Origin of the sequence: Pseudoduganella sp. UC29_106, from assembly GCF_044055365.1 — a bacterium.
In the GTDB taxonomy this organism is placed as follows: domain Bacteria; phylum Pseudomonadota; class Gammaproteobacteria; order Burkholderiales; family Burkholderiaceae_D; genus Rugamonas.
This window is the reverse complement of record NZ_CP171977.1, coordinates 2,912,985-2,927,498: the sequence shown is the minus strand read 5'-3', so window position 1 is coordinate 2,927,498 and position 14,514 is coordinate 2,912,985. Positions and strand designations below refer to the sequence as shown.

Below are 14,514 nucleotides of genomic sequence, written 5' to 3'. Positions count from 1 at the left end.
TTACAATTCCAAAAAGTCCATCGCAACGAGTGTCTCGAACTCGGCGCCCCAGCGACCGATATTTCTAGTTATATATGCTTCAAGTTCGCGATCTGTATAATTATAGAAATAATTCACAACCCACTCCGCACGACCTTGCAATTCCAGCGCATATTGAGATTTTAAGAGGCGAATGAATGCCGGGGTAAGGTCAGTTGCGCAGATAAAAAACCCTGCGGCACAAAATCAATCCGGATAAGTTCTTTCGCAATAAGCTGATTGATACCCGCCTGTATTAGCTCACGTTTAACGAGCAGCTCAGTTCCTCTGTGGGGAACTGCGGGTGCAAGCTTTTTGGCCCATTCTCGATGTCCCCCGAATGCACCAAGAGATAATCATATGCAACTATTCGTTGCAGATCAAAGCGCAAATTTCGCGAGGCGTTTAGAATGAATAAAGTCCGAAGTGCACACTCAAGGGGCGAATTGAAGGGCCGCAGTTGCCACCTTTTACTCGGTCGATTGATATCAGTCATAGGCGCACCAATCAACAATATCTTTATTTGCCAACTGATGGCACATTCCCTCACGGTCTTTACTGTTCATGTGTGGAGCAAGGGCATGCGCACCCAGTTGTAGACTTTGCGCGGCCATGACCGTATTTTTCAGTCTTTCAATTGGTTCTTCTGATGGCTCGGTGTAAGAATAAACTAAGCCATGCTCGAACTCGTCCACGAGCGAATCGAATAGTGCGGTGCTGGAGAACTGATCTCGCGCCAACTCGAAAAGCCCCTCAGCGCTGTAAAATGTAAGGCGAGACCGTTTAAATAGACCAACGTGGTATTTGCTAGTCTCAAAATCGCTCAAACATTGTACTTCCTTCTGGAGGTGCGAACTGATGACGGCATAAAGCTGCGCGATGTACCTTGCCTCAGCCGCTGCTACGACCGACGGCGGCTGTGGGGGTGGTGCGCGGTCTATTAGGGGAGCGCCAAACACTACAAGATGATATTTGGTTTCGGCGTGCTCGTTGATCAGTTCGATTGGTTGCTTTGCCCTGAAGATACTAAAATCAAACTTTTTGATATATTGCGTTAAGCTGTCGTTCAGATCCATTTTCGCAGACGAGCTAATGCCGGAAGCATATTCATTCCACGTTGACAACATTGCCGCCTTGAGTTTTTCCGGATCGTCGAGAAGGTCTTGGAATGGAGAAGTAACGCCGCGATGAGTGACGAAATGATAGCTCTCCGGAACAGTGTAGTCGCCAATAAAAGTGTAGTAGAGCATTTTGGCAATCTCTACTCCAGCCTTATTTAGACCCAAGTTGGCATCATATCGTTTGCACTGATAAAGACGCCATCTTCGTGGTTTTACATCTGGGGCATCAAGCCACGCGATAACATCGCGCCCTTTATCACCAGCTCCTCCCCGCCATTGGACCTCAAAAATTTCTTCTGTCTTGCCAAGATAGTCACTCGCCCATTCAAGAGTGAATCTCTCAAAATCATCCGCACTGAACGTTGCTAGACGAGCCAATTTATCTATCGGCAACCCTGCCCCAACTCCTAGTAAGCGAGCATCGGCACCTGGCCACGGACTGGGAGCCGGCAAGGAAGTCAAGACGCCATCTTTGTTTTTTTTCCCCAACCTGGCCTCTGTTGTGAGTCTTCGCAGGTAAATTATATCAAATAAATATTTTCCTCGACTGCATGAAAATGTCGCCAATTGGCGAACAAGCCGCTCACCCATTGATGAATATTTCTGACGCCAGAAAAACTAACACGACTCAAAACCGCAGCGTCGCCGTCTGGGTCGGGGTCGGGGTCGGGGTCGGCGTCCGCCATCAGGGTTGTCCAAGCCGGCATCATCGTTTGCTGCGACCATATTACAAGCAGGTTCCCGTAGTAGGCACTGAAGAACGCCGTGGTCATCGGCAAGAGAGCGAGGCGGGCCCAACCCCAGGCCGTGAAAGGGACCGCAATCATACGGTGAAGGCCATATCAATCCTGCTGCCGAAGCGCCAGAATCGGGTGCTGACCTCGAAATAAAAAATTTGGCTCACTGGCCCCGAGTTGAAAGTTCGTCGGCTGACAACGAGACTCAGATGCCGGACAAGCCTCCAATATCGATTGCGGAATCGTTAGTTACTTCTCTGTGCCAAATCGGATAGGCGTCAAATAGCTACGCGGCCCGCCTATGACGGTTGTAAAATAATGCTTCTATTACTGCACTGTCAAAGCGTATGCCGAAATTTGCTCGAATTGCCTATAACAGCGAGAACTGGCGCGCCCCCACTGGCGAAGCTGCCAGGCTCGAGACGAATACTTTTTGCAGCGCTAATGGGTTCGGCTATGAAGAGTGGCTGTTCCGAGCAGAATGGGCGATTGATGGTCGGAGGTATGCGTTCCTTCAAGGAGTGAATGACAGTTACGAAACCCTGATTAAAGATAATTCGCCTTTCGACGTGGTCGTATATGCACGACGACCTGACAAAGCGATACAGTTCATTGCAAGTATCAGCGATGTGGAATGCATCTCGTCGACGCAAGCGAAGGATGCGGTCGAGACGTTCAAGAGGAATGGTTGGTTCGAGCAGATGAAGGCCGAAGTCAACGAGGTAGGTGGAGACACGAGCCATCTTGACAACCCCACCTTCACTACCGACATCCTAAACATCCGGTATCGCCCAAATAGTCTCCAATTCTTCCCGGCTGCCACATTCGCAGCAGCCAACGATCCAATACAGCGGTGGACTCGTTATCAATTGATCTCGGGCGTGCCTACGAAAAAGCCTCTCACCTTGCCAGGAGCGGTAACTAAGGACAAAAGTTCTCCGAGTTTTTACTGGGTTAACCTAGGGCTGTCACATAAGGAGGTAAAAGAGCATAGCTTCCTTTGGGCGCCAGCGTTTGGGTACAAAGAAGATGGCTCCAAGGTTACTAATGCCGGCTGGGACTGCCTGCAAAAGGTCAGGCGCGGAGATGTAATCTTTTGCCATCGGAAAGGTGAAATCATTGACGTTGCCGTGGCTACGTCCGACGCAATGGCATCTGCGCGCCCCGCAAATCGAACGTTCGACGCGTGGAAGGCTGACGGTTTCAGGGTTGATGTGAAGCTTGAAGAGTTGGAGACGCCGATCGACGTTGCCCTATTCAAAGAAACTCTAATTGCAGTGCACAACCAGGCGTGCAAACCGGCGCTATTTGATAGGAATGGCGGTACAGCTCAGATGTACATGGTGAGCCTACCTTTAGGCGCTGGCGCACTTATCATGAGCCACTTGGGCGACATCGAACTTCAGATTAGCGATCAGTCTCAACGTCAAAAGCCATCAGGTGGAGGACCGAAGAAGAAAGGAGGTACACGCGAAGTCATTGCTCAAGCCCGGGTAGGCCAAGGACAGTTCCGTGCAGACTTGATCTCGCTCTGGGAAGGGAAATGCGCGATCACAGGCCTGGCAAGAAATGAACTTCTCGTTGCGTCCCACATCGTGCCATGGTCTTTATCCAATGATAGCGAGAAGGTCGATCCCCACAACGGCTTATTACTGTCGCCTGCTATCGACAAGCTGTTCGATAGGGGCTACGTTACATTTGGAGACGACGGTAGCATTGTGATCAAGAGCACCTTAATCAGTCACGCGGAGCTGCAGCTACTTGGTTTATCGCCGAACGCGCGCATACCTACGCCAAATGCAGATCAACGTAGTTATCTGAAGCGACATCGTCAGATTTACCACTTCGAGTCTGACGACGAACCTTGAGAATCACGCCCCGTCACCCTTGACCTCCAAACACATTTGAGGCAAAGCGATGATAGCAGGATTGGTGGCAGCAATCGAGTTCGGACACAATGTCCAGAGTGGGCTGGCACTCCAGTCCGCCAACCAGAAGCACGCAGGTCAATACCAATACGCTAAATCTCAGAAGAAGGTGCTAAGGCAGTTGTACCTCATGATTAAAATCCTGCTTTACGCAAGATCTCTGAGGGGGGACAAGCCAGGCCTTGAGAGATTCGGAGTAGATTCAAAATAGAGAGATTTCGTTCGCCGCGTTCAATCCGCCCCATGTGACTTCGGTCGATGGATGAGCGGTGCGAGAGCTCTTCTTGAGAGAGCCCTTTTCCCTTCCTTAACGACCGGATCGCAGCCCCTACAGCTTGCAAAGCACCCGCATCGTCATGTTGCGCCCGAACGATATCCATTGTGGTATGGTCCATTCTTCGGGCACAATAGGCCACGGCATTTGCGGCCCATTTTTATTAAATGAACAACATTCCACAACAATATTCAGCTCAACTTTAGATGAACCCAATCACTTCACCTCAGAGTAAAAAAGCGGTCCTCGTCCGTTTGCCTGCGCGCATGTATGAAGACTTGCTCAACCTCTCGGCCGCAGCAACGCTCCTGCAGAGAAAAAGTGTGAGCGTTCCAACTGTCGTCGTGGAATTGCTAGAGGACGCCTTAAAGACTCGAACTATGCGCTAACTCAGATGCCAAAAATGCTTCTGCTCTCGCCATGGCTACATCCGATGGGGGTGTGAGGCCTGCTTTGCGCATTAATGCAACGCGGGTTTCCTGCGAAATTATTCCGACATAGGGAGCCGACTGTCTTAGTCGGTTTGAGTTCTGATCGCGGCCTATCATGACGTCGATTACGTCTTGATCGGACCCCGAAGTGAGAAGCACTCGCCACTCATCATATGCTGAGCACCATGTTCCCCTCGTATACCAACGTTCCAAATTGCAAATACATTTTCGACGGATGGATGGCATATCCGCTTCGTCTAGCACGGCCATTGCCATTAGCAGCTTGAACTGGTCAATTGAGACATGCCTGTTAGGCTTTGGCTGCTTCACGATTGACTCCGCTCCATTGATTATATTCAATATAGGTAGTACATTGGCGGCACCGAGATCGAACGTCCCGCACCAGGCAATTGGAGCCAAAATGCCGTGTTCGACTCCGGCACCGAGGGGTTTGCCGTAGCATACACCTTAACTGTTCATGCGACGCACCTTAACGAATGCCGCTACATTTCTTGATGCGACATGCAGTGCTTACATAAGCCGTGGTGCGGCACAAGCAGCACGTCGGCCCGCAATGCGTCCCCATCGCGCGCGACCAGTTCCGCTTCCTGCGCGGCTTCGATATCGGCAGGCAGCAGCATGGCGTGCGCGCCGGCGCGGATCATCAGCGTGCACCCTCGCGCGTTTGGCTTGAGTGCGTGGTTTGCATAGCTTTCGGCCGTCGGGTGCAGCATTTCGAAGCGTACGCCGTCCCACTCCCATTTCTGGCCGGCCTCGCAATGCCTGTGCAGCGGGGCTGCCCTGGCAATCGGATGACCTTCGCCCAGCGACGACAGCACCCAGCCGGTGCGCACGCTTTCCAGGATAGCCAGCGCGCCGCCCGAGTGGTCCGCGTCGCTGTGCGTGACGATGATCCCATCCAGCCGGTGGATGCCGCGGGCACGCAGATAAGGCACGATCACGCGGTTGCCGCCGTTGGATCCGGGCGAGTAATAAGGCCCTGTGTCGTAGAGCAGGCGATGGCCGGACGTCTCGATCAGCAATGCCATGCCCTGCCCCACGTCGAACGCTGTCACCTGCAGTTCGCCGGGGGGCGGGTGGCTGGGCTGGGCCGTCAGCAGCGGCACCCAGGTTGCAAGGCCCAGCCAGCGCACCGGCCAGCCGCGCGGGGCCAGCGTCCAGGCTGTGCCGATCAGCGCCCAGGCGAACATCCACGGTTCGGGCGTGGGCGCGGACCAGATGGCGAATGGCCGCGCACTGCACCAGGTGAGCGCGGCCGCCAGCGCCCGCACCAGTTCGTGGGCGGCCAGCAGCAGCGGCGCTCCAATTGGTTCCGGCAGAACGCTGCCCGCCAGCGCGAGCGGCGTGACCAGCAGGCTGACGAGGGGGATGGCGAAGGCGTTGGCCACGGGGCTGATCACCGAAATCTGCGCAAACAGCAGCATCGTCAGCGGGACCAGGCCGACCGTTACGGCATACTGCGTAACGGCTGCGGCTCGCAATCCACGCAGCATGCGGTCGCGCCGCGTCATCGGCATGGCGCGGTTGATGTGCGGCCCGGCCGGAACGCCCAGCGTTGCGGGTCTGCGGGAGCTGTGGCGTTCGAGACGCCCCAGCGACGCGTAGAGGATGGTCGCGACGGCGCCGAACGATAGCCAGAAGCCGGGCCACATCACTGCCCAAGGATCGAGCAGCACCGTCACGCCAGCCGCCAGCAACAGCACGTTGCTCACGCTTGTCAGCCTGTCAAGCCACAACGCTATTGCGATCACGCTAAGCATGTAGAGCGTTCGCTGAGCGGGGATGCCGAAGCCGGCCAGCGCAACGTAGGCCAGCGCCGCGGACATGCCGACGATGGCGCCCAGCTTCTGCGCAGGCAGCAGCAGCGGCAGCGCGGCGCCGCGCACGAAGAAGGAATGTCGCCAGAGCCATGTCGCCAGCAGCGCGACGAGTCCGGCGACCATGGTGATGTGCAGGCCGGAGATGGAAATCAGGTGCGAGATCCCGGTGCGGTTGAAGACTTGCCAGTCCGATTGCGGGATGCCGCGCTGGTCGCCGATCGCCAGCGCGACGATCACCCCGGCATAGGTCCGGCCCTCCAGCGCACGCTGGATCTTTGCACGCAGCACGGACCTGGTGCGCTCGACCAAGTTCATGGGCGTAGGCACGAAGCTGTCCAGCCGCTCGTTCGGGCCTTCGCCACGAACGTAGCCTGTGGCGCGCACGCCCTGCTCCAGCAGCCAGAGTTCGTAATCGAAGCCGAAGGGGTTGGCGTTGCCATGCGGCCGCTGCAGCCGCACTTTCAGCCGCCAGCGTTCGCCGGGCAGGATCTGTGGCACCGCGACCGGCTCGCCGCGCAGGTTGGCGTACCAGGAGACAGCGATCCGCGGCGGGACCGAGCCCGCTGCCCCTGTGCGTTCGACGGCAAAGTTGAACCGCACGCCGCCATCAAACACATAAGGCAGATTGTCGATCGTGCCAACCACGATGAAGTCCTTGCCCTCATCCTCCTTCACCAGCGACGGCTCCAGCGCGCTCTGCGCCAGCGCCGCTGCCCAGTAGTAGCCGAGCATCCCGCCCAGCACCGCCACGCACGCCGCCTTCAGCGCACCGAGCGCAATTCCGCGCCACCAGCGCAGCCGCCAGTTCGCAGCGTCAGCATAAAGAGGCGCCTCGCCCCCAGTGGCGGTGCGCCGAAGGAGAACGGTAAAAAGAAGGAGGCTGGCGACTGCGGCAAGTGACAGTAACAGCCACGGACGTGCGGGAAGGACCGGCTGCTGATGCAGCCAGGCCGCACCGGCTACAAAACCGAGGATGGCTGCCCGCATCGCCCAATAGTAGCGGCGCGCGGCCATCGCGGGCCACCAGCGCGATGAATGATTGAGCCGTATCAAGCAATTCAGGCCGGCCGCCGAATGCCTTCATACCGATATCCATAAAGATATCAGAACGCTTCAATATGTTATTAGAAAAAAAATATTGCCAGGACTATGCTCGCAGGCAGCTGTACTAAATATTTAAAAAACATGGGGACAACAGATACATGAAACCGATTCAAAAGAAACTGCTTTGCATGGCGGTTGCCAGCACCTTCTGCGCACTTTCCTCACCGACTCATGCTCAGGAGAGCTCGCCGGAACCGACATCTTCCACAGATAGTGGCGCCAACACACCAGCCAACGACATGAGCGTAGTGACCGTTTCCGGTTCGCGCATTTCCACGCGCGGCTTTACCCAGCCCACGCCGACTACGACACTCAGCGCCGATGACCTGGCCAAAAGTGCCGAACCAAACGTCTTTAACACAATGATCGAACTGCCCGCCCTGCAAGGCAGCACGGGGCGCACTACTTTTACCTACAGCACCAGCAGCGGAGTGCAGGGCCTGAGTTCCCTGAGTCTGCGCGGACTGGGGCCGATCCGCACGCTGACGCTGCTGGACGGTCAGCGTGTGATCGGGGCGAATGTCACCGGCGTGACCGATATCAGCCAGTTTCCGCAACTGCTGATCAAGCGGGTCGACGTGGTCACGGGCGGCGCCTCGGCATCCTACGGTTCGGATGCCATCGGTGGCGCGGTCAACTTCATCACCGACAAGAAGTTTGTCGGCTTCAAGAGCAATATCGAAGGCGGCCAGACCACCTATGGCGACGACAGGAACGGCACCCTGCAGGCCGCGTGGGGCCGGGCTTTTCTCGATGATAGGCTGCACGTCGTGGCCAGCGGCGAATATGGCCGCGAACGCGGTATCGATTCAGTGGGCTTCGGCGAGATCGGCGTCGGTGGACGCGACTGGTTTACCAATCCCGACCTTCAAACGCGCTCGCTGAGCGAAAGCACGGATGGCAAGCCGCAAATAAGATTCGTACATCGTTCCCAACCCTATCAATACGCGCGCTACGGCCTGATCACCAGCGGCCCGCTGCAGGGCACCGCCTTTGGCGACAATGGCGTGCCGTTCCCGTATAACTATGGCTCCAACGGCGTCCCGACAGGGACCGGCGCCGTGACTGGCTGTATCAATCCCGCCTGCGTCGGTGGTGACCGCAGCGGCACCATCCAGGGCGGCTCGAACCTGGCGATGGACCTGACACGCAAAGTGGCTTACATGCGCGCAGGGCTGGATATCAATGACGACCATGAGCTGTATTTTTCGGTCAACCTGGCCAGCGTCAACTCGGCGTTTTCACCGGTTCCGGGCGCCATCAAGAATGCCAACCTGACCATCCAGTGCGACAATCCTTTCCTGCCCGCGTCCATCGTGGCTGCGTGCGCTGCAAACAACATCACGAAATTTCAGTACGGTACCGGCAACGGCAATTTCCCGCGCAATATCAACGTCCATCCAGAGCGTACCCAGCAACGCCTGGTCATCGGCGCCAACGGCAAGTTCCCGATGTTCGGTATCGATTGGTCCTACGATACCTACGCCGAATACGGCCGGAATCAGACCGATATCGCCGTGCGCGACTTGTCGCTCAATGCGCATTACAACGCCGCCATTGACGCCATCCGCGGCCCGGACGGCACGATTATCTGCCGTAATCCGGTTGCAGCGGCGTCCGGATGCAAACCGCTGAATATTTTCGGTAATGTGACCCCGAGTGCCGAGGCGATCAACTACGTGCTGCCGCCCGCCGGCGCATTCCAGCACTCGGTCCAGCGACAAAGCGTCGCCAGCGCCAACATGAGCGGTGAATTATTCTTCAACTGGGCCGGGCCGGTGTCGCTTGCCACCGGCGCCGAATTCCGGCGCGAGAGCTACCGGGTGGTCGGCGATCCTTACGGCGCCGGCGTCACCAGCGATACGCCGAATACCGCTACCTATCCCGCCGACCCATTGCTCAATACGCAGATCGGCAATAACTGGTTTTCCGGTAATTACCATAATGCGAATGGCGCCTACAACGTGAAGGAAGCCTATCTGGAGTTCAATGTTCCCGTGCTGAAGTCGGCGACCTGGGGCGAGGCCAATATCAATCTGGCCGACCGCCGCACCAGCTACAGCACCTCGGGCATGGTCAGCAGCTGGAAGCTGGGTGCGACCTGGACCGGTTGGGATGGCTTGCGCTTGCGCGCCGTGACCTCAAAAGATGTCCGCGCGCCCAATCTGAGCGAACTTTTCGCTGCGCCAGTGGTCATCAATGGCACCAATCTTTACCAGGGCAATACCCTCACGGTCCAGCAACGCACCGTCGGCAACACCAAGTTGCGTCCTGAGCTCGCCCGCAACTCCATCTTCGGCGTGGTGCTCAACCAGCCAAGCTGGGCGCCCGGCTTCAGCGCTTCGCTGGATTACTTCGACATCAGGATCAAAGGCGTGATCGCCACCTTGTCGTCGCAGCAGCTGGTGGATCTCTGCGTGGCCGGCAACCAGGAAATCTGCTCGACGATGCTGCTCAATAGCCCGATTCCCAACACCAACTACGTCACCTTACAGGCATTCAACCTGGCGTCGCAGTTCGTCAAGGGATACGATGTCGAAATGGCTTACCGCAGCAGTCTGTCCGCCCTGGACGTGCCGGGCAGGCTCACCTTCCGCGCACTGGCCACTCATACCATCAGCTTCCTGACCGACTCCGGCGTGGTCGGCACCATCCCCACGGAAAGCGCCGGCGCGAACCGCGGCAGCACGCCGAGGTGGAAAGTGCTGGCATCTCAATCCTGGGATAGCGACCGTGGCAGCCTGACGTTGAGCGAACGCTGGATCAGCAGTGGTGTGGTCAGCAATGAGTTCATCGAGTGCCAGACCAATTGCCCGGTATCGACAAATATCCACCAGACTATCGATAACAACCACATGGCGGGGGCATTCTATGTCGACCTGGGCGGCAGTCTCAATCTGTCGAAGAAAACGATTGTCTATTTCAAGGTGAATAATGTGGCGGACAGGTCGCCGGCAGCGGCGCCTGGCATTCCCCTAGGCGCCAATCCTGCCCTGTATGACCTGATCGGCAGGGAATACCGGCTGGGCATGCGCTACAACTTCTGAAGTCAGCCGATCAACGCGCGCAGCCGAGGCATGATGGCGGCCGCGTTGGCGGCAGTGGCGGTGCGCACTTCATCCAGCGGCGCGCCGCGCAATTCGGCCAGCGCGGCTGCGATGCGGGGAACCTGGTCCGGGGTGTTGACGCCCGGGGTGGACCCACGAAGGCGCTATATCCGGCGCATCCGTCTCCATGACGATGGACTCCAGCGGCAGTTCGGCCGCCAGACGGCGAATCTGCAAGGCGCGGGTAAAGGTCAGGTTGCCGCCGAAGCCCAGCTTGAAGCCCTCGTCGATATAGGCTTGCGCCTGCTGGAAGCTGCCGTTGAAGGCGTGTGCGATGCCGCCGGCCGGTCCGATCTGCCGCACATGCTTCAACACCTGGTCCTGGGACTTGCGCACGTGGCACAGCACCGGCAGCCCGAAATCACGGGCAATCTTCAACTGCTCGCGCAGGAAGAAGACCTGCTTCTCGCGCATATCCGGCTCGCACAGCATGGGAATGAAGAAATCGAGCCCGATCTCGCCAATTGCGACGAAGCGCGGGTCGGACATTGCCGAAGCCACTGCCTCGCGCATGAACACCAGGTCATCCTCGCTAGCGCGCGGCACGCAGATCGGATGGATGCCCAGGCCATAACAAGCGTTCGGCGCCGCATGCGCGAGATCGCGGACAGCCGAAAAATTGCCGCGGTCAATAGCCGGAATCACGATCATGTCGACGCCCGCAGCCGACGCCTGCGCCGCCACATCCAGTGAGCGCTCGCCGTATTCGTGTGCATCCAGATGGCAGTGCGTATCGATCCACATGGTCTTACTCCTGGCGCAGCCCTTCATCGGTCAGGCGCAGCAGACGGTCGCAGCGGCGGGCCAGTTCCGGATCGTGCGTGACGATCACGAAGGCCGTGCCCAGGGTGCGCGAAAGCTCCAGCATCAGGTCGAACACCGCTTCGGCCGTCGTGTGGTCCAGGTTGCCGGTCGGTTCGTCGGCCAGCACGCAGGCCGGTTGCGTAACCAGCGCGCGAGCCAGCGCCACACGTTGACGCTCGCCGCCAGACAGTTCACCCGGCACGTGGCTCACGCGCTTGGCCAGGCCGACGCGGGCCAGCATGGCCTGCGCCTGTTCCAGCGCCTCGGCGCGATTCATGCGGCGGATCATCAGCGGCATCGCCACATTGTCCAGCGCCGAGAACTCCGGCAGCAAATGATGGAACTGATAGACGAAACCCAGCGCACGATTGCGCAAGTCGCCGCGCGCCGATTCACTGAGGGAGGCCAGGTCCTTGTCCTGCAGGGTCACCGCGCCGGCGGTCGGCGTATCCAGCCCGCCCAGCAGGTGCAGCAGCGTGGACTTGCCCGAGCCGGACGCGCCCACGATCGCCACGCGTTCGCCGCGGCGCACTTCGAAATCTATCCCCTCCAGCACCTTGACCGCATAACTGCCCTCGCGGAAGGTCTTGCCCAGGTTGCGGGCGAACAGCACGGCGTCATTCATAGCGCAGCGCCTCCGCAGGTTTCACGGACGCCGCCCAGCGGCTCGGATACAGCGTGGCGGCAAAGGCCAGCAGCACGGAGACCACGGCGATTACGCCCACGTCCGCCCAGTGCATATCGGACGGCACGGTGCTGATTTGGTAGATATCCTTCGACAAGAACTGCACTCCCAGTAAGTGTTCAATAAACGGCACGATAACATCAATATTCAGGGCCACCAGCACACCGCCGGCCACGCCCAGCAAGGCGCCCAGCACGCCGACGAGCGCGCCCTGGATCACGAAGATCTTCATGATCGAGCGCGGCGAAGCGCCCAGCGTACGCAGGATGGCAATATCGGCCTGCTTGTCGGTCACCGTCATCACGAGGGTCGACACCAGATTGAATGCCGCCACGGCCACAATCAGCGTGAGGATAATGAACATCATCTTCTTCTCGGTCTGTACGGCGGCGAACCAGTTGGCATTCAGCTTCGACCAGTCGCGCACCGTGAGGTTGGGCGGGAACAGCTTCTTCAAGTCTTCCGCCACTTCGGGGGCCTTGTGCATGTCCGCGAGACGCAGGCGCAGGCCCGCCGGTGCATCCAGGCGCAACATTCTCTGCGCATCCTCGATATGGATGAAGGCCAGGCCCGAGTCGAACTCCGGATGGCCGGCCACAAACACGCCAACCAGCGTGAAGCTGCGCATGCGAGGCACTACGCCGGCCGGGGTTACTGTGCCCTGGGCGAGCGCCATCGTCACCTTGTCGCCCAGGTTCAGTTGCAGCGCGCGCGCCAGGTCGATGCCCATCACGATATTGAATTCGCCGGGACGCAGCTCATCGAAGCTGCCGTATTTGACCGTCTTCGCCAGGTCGGAAACATTCGGCTCCTGCCCCGGCAGCACGCCGCGCACCACGGCCGGGCGCAGGATTTCGCCGCCATGCAGCAGCATCGCCTGCGTCTGCACGAAGGGCGCCGTGCCCTTCACTTCCGGATTCGTCATGGCCTTGCGCGCCTGCTCCTGCCAGTCCGGCATGGAGCCGTTCTTGTCGAAGACTTCAACGTGGGCCAGCACGGACAGCATGCGGTCCGTGACTTCCTTGCGGAAGCCATTCATCACCGACAGTACAATGATCAGCGCCGCCACACCCAGTGCGATGCCGCTCATCGAGATCAGCGAGATGAAGGAAATGAAGCTGTTGCGCTTGTCGCGCTTCCCGGCGCGGGTGTAGCGCAGGCCGACCATCCATTCGTAAGGTAGGTTCTTCATATTATTCGTAGCGCAGCGCCTCGGCCGGTTTCACGCGGGCCGCCGCCCAGCTGGGGTACAGCGTCGCCACGAAGGCCAGCGCCATCGAGGTGAAGCCGATGATGGTCACGTCGTGCCAGCGCAGGTCCGACGGGACGGTGCTGATGAAATAGATATCCTTGGACAGGAACTTCACGCCGAACAGGTGCTCGATCGCCGGCACGATCACGTCCACATTCATTGCCAAAGCCACGCCGCCTGCCACCCCGAACGCCGTCCCCAGCACGCCCACCAGCGCGCCCTGCACCATGAAGATCTTCATCACGGAGCGCGGCGAAGCGCCCAGCGTGCGCAGGATGGCGATATCGGCCTGCTTGTCCGTTACCGTCATCACCAGGGTTGCCACAAGGTTGAAGGCCGCCACGGCGATGATCATGGTCAGGATAATGAACATCATGGTCTTCTGGGTTTTCACGGCCGCGAACCAGGTGGTATTCAGCTTGGACCAGTCGCGCACCAGCAGCTTGCCGGGCAAGGTCTGCTTCAGCTCGAACGCCACTTCCGGCGCCTTCTGCAAATCCTGCAGACGCAGGCGCAGGCCGAAGGGGGAGTTCAGTTTTACCAGCTGTTCGCCGTCTTCCAGGTGTACATAAGCCAGTCCGGAGTCGAATTCATTGTGGCCCGCCTCAAAAATGCCGCTGACTGTAAACGTGCGCAGGGTCGGCGCCACGCTGGAGAAGGACGAACCCTCGGCCAGGGCCAGCGCCACCTTGCCGCCAACATTGACCTCAAGCTGGCGCGCCAGTTCGATGCCGAGGATGATATTGAAAGCGCCGGGCTGCAGCGTAGCGAGGCTGCCCTCTTTCATCTGCTTCGCGATGTCCGAGACTTTCGGCTCTTCGGCCGGCAGGATGCCGCGCACCACGGCGGGCCGCAGCGTGTCGCCGCCGTGCACCAGCATGCCCTGGGTCTCGACGAATGGTGCGGCTGCGCGCACTTCGGGATTCCTGAACGCGTCGCGCGCCGTAGCGTGCCAGTCAGCCATGCCGAGGCCACTGATGTCATAGACTTCCACATGGCCCAGCACGGACAGCATGCGCTCCGTGACCTCTTTCTGGAAGCCGTTGTACACGGACAGCACCACGATCAGCGCCGCCACGCCCAGCGCGATGCCTGCCATCGAAGTCGCTGAAATAAACGATATAAAACTATTGCGCCCACTGCGTTTGCCGGCGCGCGTGTAGCGCAGCCCGACCAGCCATTCGAATGGCAATTTTTGTAAGAGACCCATGT

General features: G+C 58.6%; 8 protein-coding genes and 2 pseudogenes. 2 read left to right on the top strand and 8 right to left on the bottom strand.

Annotation, left to right across the window (positions count from 1 at the left end; all coding sequences use genetic code 11):
• Positions 1–514: pseudogene (locus tag ACHMW6_RS15075) on the bottom strand (ABC-three component system middle component 2).
• Positions 507–1,730 (bottom strand): ABC-three component system protein, encoded by a 1,224-nt coding sequence (locus tag ACHMW6_RS15070; protein WP_395407891.1) that lies wholly within the window; start codon positions 1,728–1,730, stop codon positions 507–509. Before ACHMW6_RS15070 ends, ACHMW6_RS15075 begins: the two are co-directional and overlap by 8 nt.
• Positions 1,731–2,223: 493 nt before the next feature.
• Between ACHMW6_RS15070 and ACHMW6_RS15065 the strand changes: the two genes are divergently transcribed.
• Positions 2,224–3,744: an HNH endonuclease gene (locus tag ACHMW6_RS15065; protein ID WP_395407890.1), complete on the top strand. Its 1,521-nt coding sequence runs from the start codon at positions 2,224–2,226 to the stop codon at positions 3,742–3,744.
• A 194-nt stretch (positions 3,745–3,938) separates the two neighbouring features.
• On the opposite strand, the gene ACHMW6_RS15060 is transcribed toward ACHMW6_RS15065, so the two are convergent.
• Positions 3,939–4,184, bottom strand: coding sequence for a helix-turn-helix domain-containing protein (locus tag ACHMW6_RS15060; protein WP_395408617.1), 246 nt, complete (start codon positions 4,182–4,184; stop codon positions 3,939–3,941).
• 828 nt (positions 4,185–5,012) lie between these two features.
• The gene (locus tag ACHMW6_RS15055; RefSeq protein WP_395407889.1) at positions 5,013–7,364 is read right to left on the bottom strand and encodes a DNA internalization-related competence protein ComEC/Rec2; all 2,352 of its coding nucleotides are present in this window, start codon (positions 7,362–7,364) and stop codon (positions 5,013–5,015) included.
• Between the two features lie 329 nt (positions 7,365–7,693).
• Between ACHMW6_RS15055 and ACHMW6_RS15050 the strand changes: the two genes are divergently transcribed.
• The gene (locus tag ACHMW6_RS15050; protein WP_395407888.1) at positions 7,694–10,501 is read left to right on the top strand and encodes a TonB-dependent receptor plug domain-containing protein; all 2,808 of its coding nucleotides are present in this window, start codon (positions 7,694–7,696) and stop codon (positions 10,499–10,501) included.
• 2 nt (positions 10,502–10,503) lie between these two features.
• Here ACHMW6_RS15050 and ACHMW6_RS15045 read toward each other — a convergent pair.
• The 4 genes and pseudogenes from ACHMW6_RS15045 to ACHMW6_RS15030 form a co-directional block, all read right to left on the bottom strand.
• Positions 10,504–11,305, bottom strand: a pseudogene (locus tag ACHMW6_RS15045) (TatD family hydrolase).
• A gap of 4 nt (positions 11,306–11,309) precedes the next feature.
• Positions 11,310–11,990: a lipoprotein-releasing ABC transporter ATP-binding protein LolD gene (gene lolD, locus ACHMW6_RS15040; protein ID WP_395407887.1), complete on the bottom strand. Its 681-nt coding sequence runs from the start codon at positions 11,988–11,990 to the stop codon at positions 11,310–11,312.
• Positions 11,983–13,242, bottom strand: coding sequence for a lipoprotein-releasing ABC transporter permease subunit (locus ACHMW6_RS15035; RefSeq protein ID WP_395407886.1), 1,260 nt, complete (start codon positions 13,240–13,242; stop codon positions 11,983–11,985). Before ACHMW6_RS15035 ends, lolD begins: the two co-directional genes overlap by 8 nt.
• Position 13,243: 1 nt before the next feature.
• A complete protein-coding gene (locus ACHMW6_RS15030; RefSeq protein ID WP_395407885.1) occupies positions 13,244–14,512 on the bottom strand; it encodes a lipoprotein-releasing ABC transporter permease subunit in 1,269 nt (422 codons plus the stop codon).
• Positions 14,513–14,514: the final 2 nt, after the last annotated feature.

What these genes read in the sequence shown, in the direction of transcription:
- ACHMW6_RS15070 (WP_395407891.1), bottom strand. Translation starts at nt 1,730, where the DNA reads ATGGGTGAGCGGCTTGTTCGCCAATTGGCGACATTTTCATGCAGTCGA.
- ACHMW6_RS15065 (WP_395407890.1), top strand. Translation starts at nt 2,224, where the DNA reads ATGCCGAAATTTGCTCGAATTGCCTATAACAGCGAGAACTGGCGCGCC.
- ACHMW6_RS15060 (WP_395408617.1), bottom strand. Translation starts at nt 4,184, where the DNA reads ATGGATATCGTTCGGGCGCAACATGACGATGCGGGTGCTTTGCAAGCT.
- ACHMW6_RS15055 (WP_395407889.1), bottom strand. Translation starts at nt 7,364, where the DNA reads ATGGCCGCGCGCCGCTACTATTGGGCGATGCGGGCAGCCATCCTCGGT.
- ACHMW6_RS15050 (WP_395407888.1), top strand. Translation starts at nt 7,694, where the DNA reads ATGAGCGTAGTGACCGTTTCCGGTTCGCGCATTTCCACGCGCGGCTTT.
- lolD (WP_395407887.1), bottom strand. Translation starts at nt 11,990, where the DNA reads ATGAATGACGCCGTGCTGTTCGCCCGCAACCTGGGCAAGACCTTCCGC.
- ACHMW6_RS15035 (WP_395407886.1), bottom strand. Translation starts at nt 13,242, where the DNA reads ATGAAGAACCTACCTTACGAATGGATGGTCGGCCTGCGCTACACCCGC.
- ACHMW6_RS15030 (WP_395407885.1), bottom strand. Translation starts at nt 14,512, where the DNA reads ATGGGTCTCTTACAAAAATTGCCATTCGAATGGCTGGTCGGGCTGCGC.